The 7,460-nt window shown below is 67.2% G+C and carries 8 protein-coding genes; all 8 read left to right on the top strand.

What is annotated here, in order from left to right:
* Window positions 1-1,892, top strand: a 1,892-nt coding sequence (infB, locus tag WAX14_RS07700) for a translation initiation factor IF-2 (RefSeq protein WP_422627501.1), incomplete at its 5' end; no start/stop codon positions are given.
* 180 nt (window positions 1,893-2,072) lie between these two features.
* Window positions 2,073-2,363 (top strand): DUF503 domain-containing protein, encoded by a 291-nt coding sequence (locus WAX14_RS07705; protein ID WP_422627502.1) that lies wholly within the window; start codon window positions 2,073-2,075, stop codon window positions 2,361-2,363.
* Window positions 2,364-2,437: 74 nt separating this feature from the next.
* Window positions 2,438-2,893 carry a 30S ribosome-binding factor RbfA gene (rbfA, locus tag WAX14_RS07710; RefSeq protein ID WP_422627503.1) on the top strand — a complete coding sequence of 152 codons (456 nt, stop codon included), beginning with the start codon at window positions 2,438-2,440 and terminating at the stop codon, window positions 2,891-2,893.
* A 10-nt stretch (window positions 2,894-2,903) separates the two neighbouring features.
* Window positions 2,904-3,902 carry a DHH family phosphoesterase gene (locus tag WAX14_RS07715; RefSeq protein ID WP_422627506.1) on the top strand — a complete coding sequence of 333 codons (999 nt, stop codon included), beginning with the start codon at window positions 2,904-2,906 and terminating at the stop codon, window positions 3,900-3,902.
* Window positions 3,886-5,259: an MATE family efflux transporter gene (locus WAX14_RS07720; protein WP_422627504.1), complete on the top strand. Its 1,374-nt coding sequence runs from the start codon at window positions 3,886-3,888 to the stop codon at window positions 5,257-5,259. Before WAX14_RS07715 ends, WAX14_RS07720 begins: the two co-directional genes overlap by 17 nt.
* Window positions 5,256-6,200: a metallophosphoesterase family protein gene (locus WAX14_RS07725; protein WP_422627507.1), complete on the top strand. Its 945-nt coding sequence runs from the start codon at window positions 5,256-5,258 to the stop codon at window positions 6,198-6,200. Before WAX14_RS07720 ends, WAX14_RS07725 begins: the two co-directional genes overlap by 4 nt.
* 38 nt (window positions 6,201-6,238) lie before the next feature.
* A complete protein-coding gene (gene npt, locus WAX14_RS07730; protein WP_422627508.1) occupies window positions 6,239-6,907 on the top strand; it encodes a 4'-phosphopantetheinyl transferase Npt in 669 nt (222 codons plus the stop codon).
* Between the two features lie 25 nt (window positions 6,908-6,932).
* A partial coding sequence (gene truB, locus WAX14_RS07735; RefSeq protein ID WP_422627505.1) for a tRNA pseudouridine(55) synthase TruB occupies window positions 6,933-7,460 on the top strand: 528 nt, incomplete at its 3' end.

Here is a 7,460-nt window from a genome sequence, read left to right on the forward strand (position 1 = left end):
GTGGCGCACCGCGTCGTGGTCGCAAGTCGAAGCGGCAGAAGCGGCAGGAATACGATTCGATGCAGGCGCCGGCAGTCGGCGGTGTCCGGCTGCCCCGCGGCAACGGCGAGACCATCCGGCTCGCCCGAGGCGCATCCTTGTCCGACTTCGCGGAGAAGATCGACGCGAACCCGGCAGCACTGGTCCAGGCTCTGTTCAACCTCGGCGAAATGGTCACGGCCACGCAGTCGGTGAACGACGAGACCCTCGAGCTGCTCGGCTCGGAGATGAACTACGTCGTGCAGGTCGTCTCGCCCGAAGACGAGGACCGCGAACTGCTCGAGTCGTTCGACATCCAGTACGGCGAGGACGAGGGCGGCGAAGAGGACCTTCAGCAGCGTCCTCCGGTGGTCACTGTCATGGGTCACGTCGACCACGGCAAGACCCGACTGCTCGACACGATCCGCAAGGCCAACGTCCGTGAGGCGGAAGCCGGCGGTATCACCCAGCACATCGGTGCCTACCAGGTGCTCACGCACCTCAACGGCGACGATCGCCTGATCACCTTCATCGACACTCCGGGTCACGAGGCGTTCACCGCCATGCGTGCCCGCGGTGCGAAGTCGACGGACATCGCGATCCTCGTGGTTGCCGCCGACGACGGCGTGATGCCACAGACGGTCGAGGCGATCAACCATGCGCAGGCGGCCGACGTGCCGATCGTCGTCGCGGTGAACAAGATCGACAAGGAGGGTGCGAACCCTCAGAAGATCCGCCAGCAGCTCACCGAGTACGGCTTGGTCACCGAGGAATACGGTGGCGACACCATGTTCGTCGACATCTCCGCGAAGCAGGGCCTGAACATCGAGCAGTTGCTCGAGGCCGTGCTGCTGACCGCAGACGCATCGCTCGATCTGAGGGCGAACCCGGACATGGAGGCGCAGGGCGTCGCCATCGAGGCACACCTCGACCGCGGTCGCGGTCCGGTGGCCACGGTCCTGATCCAGCGCGGCACCCTGCGGGTCGGCGACTCCATCGTCGCCGGCGACGCCTACGGCCGCGTGCGACGCATGGTCGACGAGCACGGCGACGACGTCATCGAGGCGCTGCCGTCACGTCCGGTCCAGGTCATCGGCTTCACGTCGGTGCCGGGCGCCGGCGACAACCTCGTCGTCGTCGAAGAGGACCGCATCGCCAGGCAGATCGCAGACCGGCGCAACGCACGTAAGCGCAACGCACTGGCCGCGAAGAGCCGCAAGCGGATCTCGCTCGAAGATCTGGATGCCGCGCTCAAGGAGCACAACGAGCTCAACCTCATCCTCAAGGGTGACAACTCGGGTACCGTCGAGGCCCTCGAGGAAGCGCTCATGGGCATCGAGATCGACGACGAGGTTCGGCTGCGGGTCATCGACCGCGGTGTCGGTGGTGTCACCGAGACCAACGTCAACCTCGCTGCGGCATCCAACGCGGTGATCATCGGCTTCAACGTCCGCGCCGAAGGCAAAGCGACGGAGCTGGCGAACCGCGAAGGCGTCGACATCCGCTACTACTCGATCATCTACCAGGCGATCGACGAGGTGGAGAAGGCCCTCAAGGGCATGCTCAAGCCGATCTACGAAGAGGTCGAACTCGGCCGCGCCGAGATCCGCGCCATCTTCAAGTCGTCCAAGGTCGGCAACATCGCGGGTTGCCTCGTGCAATCCGGCATCGTCAAGCGCAACGCGAAGGCGCGCCTGCTCCGCGACAACAATGTTGTCGCCGAAACGGTCACCATCTCGTCGCTGCGCCGCGAGAAGGACGATGTCACCGAGGTCCGCGAAGGCTACGAGTGCGGTTTGACGGTCACCTACTCCGACATCAAGGTCGGCGATGTGATCGAGGCATATGAACTGCGCGAAAAGCCGCGTGACTAACGGCACCGCCGTCGGTAACTATTGACGGCACCGCCGTCGGTAACTACCGACGGCACTACCGTTGGGGGCGGCGGACGAGCAATCGTCCGCCGCCCCGACGCGTCGACACCCCACAAGTACCCGGTAGCAACTAGCAACGGTCGCGATGCCAGATCGTCCACATCCCAGACAGGAGGTCCGGTGTTCGTAGGCGCACTCGAACTCGACGTGCTGCTCGGTGACGTGCATTCCCTCAAAGGGAAGCGGTCGATGATCCGGCCGGTCCTCGCGGAACTGCGCCGGTTCGGGGTTTCGGCTACCGAGGCCGGAAACCAGGATCTGCACCGCCGCGCGTTGCTCGGTGTGGCGACCGCCGGTCCCGATGTCGGGCATGTCACGGACATCCTCGACCGGTGCGAACGCCTCGTCGCGGCCCACCCGGAGTTGCAGTTGCTTGCGGCCCGCCGCAGAATTTTCGGTCCGGAAGACTGACCGAACCCCACGTACGTCCCAACGGCTGCCGCGGCCGGACACAACAGCCGCGGCGAGGAGAGGAAGCGATTGACATGGCCGATCCAGCACGGGCCCGCCGTCTCGCCAAGCGCATTGCCACCATCGTGGCCACCGCGATCGATCATGAGATCAAGGATCCGCGGCTCGCGTTCGTCACGATCACCGACGCGAAGGTGACCGCCGACCTGCACGACGCTACCGTCTACTACACCGTGCGCGGAGCGGATCTCGACGCTGCGCCCGATCTCGCTGCGGCCGCCGCCGGGCTCGAGAAGGCCAAGGGCGTGCTTCGGACCAAGGTGGGCGCCGGCACCGGTGTGCGGTTCACGCCGACGTTGATGTTCGTGACCGACACCGTGCCGGACACCGCCCGGCACATGGAGGAACTGCTTGCCCGCGCTCGCGCTGCCGACGACGAGGTCGCGAAGGCTCGCGAAGGTGCATCGCACGCAGGCGATGCCGACCCATACAAGGAACCGCGTGAGCGAGACGACACCGACGACGAATAGCAGCAGTGCGATGGCCGACAGCAACAGGTCCGACAGCAACGGGTCCGCAACCACAGTGGATCTTCGCGGTGCGACCGAATTGATCGACGCCGCCGAGTCGGTGACCGTCCTGTGCCACGTGCAGCCCGATGCCGACACTCTCGGTAGCGGTCTCGCACTGGGTCTCGCGCTGGAACGCCGCGGCGTCCCCGTTCAGGTCGCGTTCGGGGCGCCGGACGACGTGCCGGATTCGATGCGGGAGCTACCGGGGCTACATCTGGTGACGGCAGCCGATGCGGTGCGGGAAACGGTGGATCTGGTGGTCACCGTGGATTGTGGTACCGCGGGGCGGCTCGGGCGGCTCGCTCCGCGACTGCACGGTGCCGCTCGCACACTCGTGATCGACCACCACCGGTCGAATACCCGGTTCGGAACCCACAACCTCATCGAACCCGATGCCGAAGCGACGGCCGTGGTCCTCGCGGACCTGTTCGACGAGTGGGGCGTCACGATCGACGCGGATCTCGCGCATTGCTTGTTCGCCGGTCTCGTCACCGACACCGGATCGTTCCGGCGGGGCAGCGCGAGATCCCACCTGCTGGCCGAGCGGTTCCTCGCGACGGGGATCGACGGTGCCCGGATCACCCGGCAACTACTCGACACCCATCCGTTCGGATGGCTGCCGATGCTCGCGGCGGTGCTCGCCACCGCGAAGCTGGTTCCGGACGCGGCGGGTGGCCGTGGTCTCGTCTACGCGACGGTGCTGCGCGTAGATTCCGCGCACCTGCGGACCGAGGAAATCGAAAGCGTCATCGACATCGTGCGGTCCACGGCCGAGGCCGAGGTTGCCGCCGTGTTCAAGGAGGTCGGCCCGAAGGTGTGGACGGTGTCGTTGCGTTCGAAGGACGAGATCGATGTTTCGCTCGTCGCGGCACGGCTCGGGGGTGGCGGACACCGCGCCGCCGCGGGCTACACGGCTCACGGCGATCGCACCGAGATCGCGGCGGAACTGCGTGACGCCCTCGCCTGAGGGGGAGAATGCGACCGAGGTTTCGGCGAGGCGGATCCTCGGGCTGGCGCTGCCCGCATTGGGTGTTCTGGCCGCCGAACCGTTGTATCTGCTGTTCGACATCGCCGTCGTCGGTCGTCTCGGTGCCTCGGCGCTCGCCGGACTGGCTGTCGGTGGCCTCATCCTGGCGCAGGTCAGCGTCCAGTTGACGTTCCTGTCGTACGGCACCACCGCGCGGGCCTCCCGGTTCCACGGCGCCGACCGTGACCGTGACGCCGTCGGTGAGGGCGTGCAGGCCACCTGGTTGGCGCTCGGTGTCGGCGCGGTCGTGCTGGTGGCAGGGCAACTGCTCGCAGGTCCGGTCGCGGCGCTGATCGCCGGAGACGACGGTATCGCGAGTGCTGCCGTGTCATGGCTGCGTATCGCGCTGTTCGGCGCCCCGCTGATCCTGGTGACCCTCGCGGGCAACGGGTGGATGCGTGGGGTGCAGGACACGGCGCGACCACTGCGCTTCGTCATTGCCGGTCTGGCGCTGTCGGCGGTCCTGTGCCCGATACTCGTGCACGGACTGGTCGGTGCGCCCCGATGGGAACTCGTCGGATCTGCAGTTGCCAACGTGATCGGGCAGGCGGTGTCGGCGGCACTGTTCTTGTGGGCGCTGACGCGTTCGGGTGTGCCACTGAGGCCGCAGCGCGCGATCATCGGAGCCCAGGTGCGCCTCGGACGCGACCTCATCGCACGCAGCCTCGCTTTCCAGGCGTGCTTCCTGTCGGCAGCCGCGGTCGCCGCCCGCTTCGGGGCCGCTGCTGTCGCTGCCCACCAGGTGGTGCTGCAACTGTGGAACTTCGTGGCGCTGACCTTGGACTCTCTCGCGATCGCCGCGCAGGCGCTGGTCGGGGCGGCGCTCGGCTCCGCAGACAGTGCCGCTGCCCGCCGTCTGGCGTGGCGGATCACCGCGTGGTCGACGATTTTCGCGGCGGCGCTCGCGCTGGTGTTCCTGGTCGGTGGGGACGTGATTCCGGGCCTGTTCACCGCCGACGACGCGGTGCTCGACCAGATCGGCGTCGCATGGTGGTTCTTCGTGGCGATCATGCCGCTGGCGGGTGTGGTGTTCGCTCTCGACGGGGTGCTACTCGGTGCGGGGGATGCCGCGTACCTGCGCACCGCGACGTTGATGTGCGCGCTGCTGGGCTTCCTCCCGCTCATCTGGTGCTCGCTCGTGTGGGAGTGGGGTCTCGCGGGAATCTGGACGGGCCTTACGGTGTTCATCGTGTTTCGGATGGTCGCGGTGGTAGGGCGAACATTGTCGGGACGATGGGTGGTGACGGGACCGGACCGGCAGGTGCGGTCCCTCGACCAGGCGGAAGCGGAAGGATAGTGCCGGTGGCGAAGCTGTGGGCGGTCAGTGACATCCATGTCGGACACAAGGGGAACCGGCCCGTCACCGAGGACATCTTCCCGGAGTCTCCGGACGACTGGCTGATCCTCGCCGGTGATATCGCGGAGAGAACCGACGACATTCGCTGGGCGTTGACGCTGATGCGCAGCCGATTCGCCAAGGTCATCTGGGTTCCGGGCAACCACGAACTCTGGACCACCGCGAAGGACCCCGTGCAGATGCGCGGCGTCGCCCGGTACGACTATCTGGTCACCATGTGCAGAGAACTCGACGTGATCACCCCGGAGGACCCGTACCCGGTGTGGGAAGGCGCGGGGGGGCCGGTGGTGCTCGTCCCGATGTTTCTGCTCTACGACTATTCGTTCCTGCCCGAGGGCACCACGACGAAAGCGGACGGGCTGGCGTTGGCACGCGAACGCAATGTCGTCGCCACCGACGAATTCCTCCTCGCTCCCGACCCCTATCTCACGCGCGACATGTGGTGCCGCGTGCGGTTGGAGTCGACGCGGCAGCGTCTCGACGCGCTGGATCCGGCGTTGCCGACGGTGCTGATCAACCATTTCCCGCTGGTGCGTGAACCCACCCGGATGCTGTTCTACCCCGAGTTCGCGTTGTGGTGCGGTACCACCGACACCGCGGACTGGCACCTGCGGTACCGCGCAGTGTGCTCGGTGTACGGGCACCTGCACATTCCGCGCACCACGTACTACGACGGCGTGCGCTTCGAGGAGGTATCGGTCGGCTATCCCCGCGAATGGCAGCGGCGTGGCCTGCCCGAACAGGTGCTGCGGCAGATTCTGCCGGTCCCGGAGTATCCGCCGGGCACGCTCAACAAGTGGGGCGGGCATTTCACGGTGACGCCCGAGATGGAAAGGGAAGCGGAGAAGATGCGCGCACAACGAGCAAGGGAACTGCGGTGACGGACACGACCGGGAACATCCCCGACACGTCCGCGACGCTGATCGGGCGGATCCTGCCGGCAGGTGTCGTCGCCGCCGAACTGTTCGACGATCCGCCGGGTCTGGCACCGCATCCGCAGGAGGAAGCGCTCATCGCGCGGGCCGTCGACAAGCGTCGCCGTGAGTTCATCGGTGCACGTCACTGCGCCCGTCAGGCCATGCAACGGCTGGGTGTCGATCCGGCACCGGTCCTCAAGGGTGAACGCGGTGTGCCGGTGTGGCCGAACGGCGTCGTCGGTAGCCTCACTCACTGTGACGGCTACCGGGGTGCCGTCCTCGGGTATTCGCTGCAGGTGCGGTCCGTCGGGATCGACGCCGAACCGCACGATGTGCTCCCGGACGGGGTGCTGCCCGCGGTGAGTCTCGAACCGGAACGGGACTGGCTCGCCGGCACCGACGACGATGTGCACTGGGATCGCCTGCTGTTCTGCGCGAAGGAGGCGACCTACAAGGCCTGGTTTCCGCTGACCGGTCGGTGGCTCGGATTCGACGACGCCCACATCACGTTCGTCCGCGACGACACGGCGGCGGGCACCGTCGCGTCCGGATCGTTCCGGTCGCGATTGCTGGTTCCGGGCGACACCCGGAGCGGTGCGCCGGTGTCGGCGTTCGACGGGCGCTGGCTCGTCGCCGACGGTCTGGTGCTCACCGCCATCGCCGTCTCCTGAACCGGAGGTGGCAGAATCCGGCTACGTGTCTGTCACCGAAAACCCCGCTCTGGCCAATGCCGGTCTGCTCGTCGTCGACAAGGACCCGGGAATGACCAGCCATGACGTCGTTGCCCGCTGCCGGCGGCTGCTCGGCACCCGCAAGGTGGGGCATGCGGGCACGCTCGATCCGATGGCGACGGGAGTGCTCGTCCTCGGTGTGGAACGGGCCACGAAGATGCTCGGGTTGCTGTCGCTGACCACCAAGTCGTACACCGCGACAATCCGGCTCGGGCAGAGCACCGTCACCGACGATGCGGAAGGTGAGACGGTCGCGACCGCCGACGCGTCGGGGGTGAGCGACGACGCGATCGCCGCGGGCGTCGCCGCGTTGACGGGCGACATCGAGCAGGTGCCCGCGAGTGTCAGCGCGATCAAGGTCGACGGCAAACGGGCCTACGCGCGGATGCGGGAGGGGGAAACCGTCGAGTTGGCCGCCCGGCCGGTGACCGTGTCACGGTTCACTGTGGTCACACGACGGGACCTGCCCGGTGACGGATTCGTCGACCTCGAC

Origin of the sequence: Rhodococcus sp. (in: high G+C Gram-positive bacteria) (assembly GCF_049299235.1) — a bacterium.
Classification (GTDB): domain Bacteria; phylum Actinomycetota; class Actinomycetes; order Mycobacteriales; family Mycobacteriaceae; genus Rhodococcus.

Bases quoted from the DNA above. Each gene is read 5' to 3' on its own strand.
- rbfA (WP_422627503.1), top strand. From the start codon at position 2,438: ATGGCCGATCCAGCACGGGCCCGCCGTCTCGCCAAGCGCATTGCCACC.
- WAX14_RS07715 (WP_422627506.1), top strand. From the start codon at position 2,904: ATGGCCGACAGCAACAGGTCCGACAGCAACGGGTCCGCAACCACAGTG.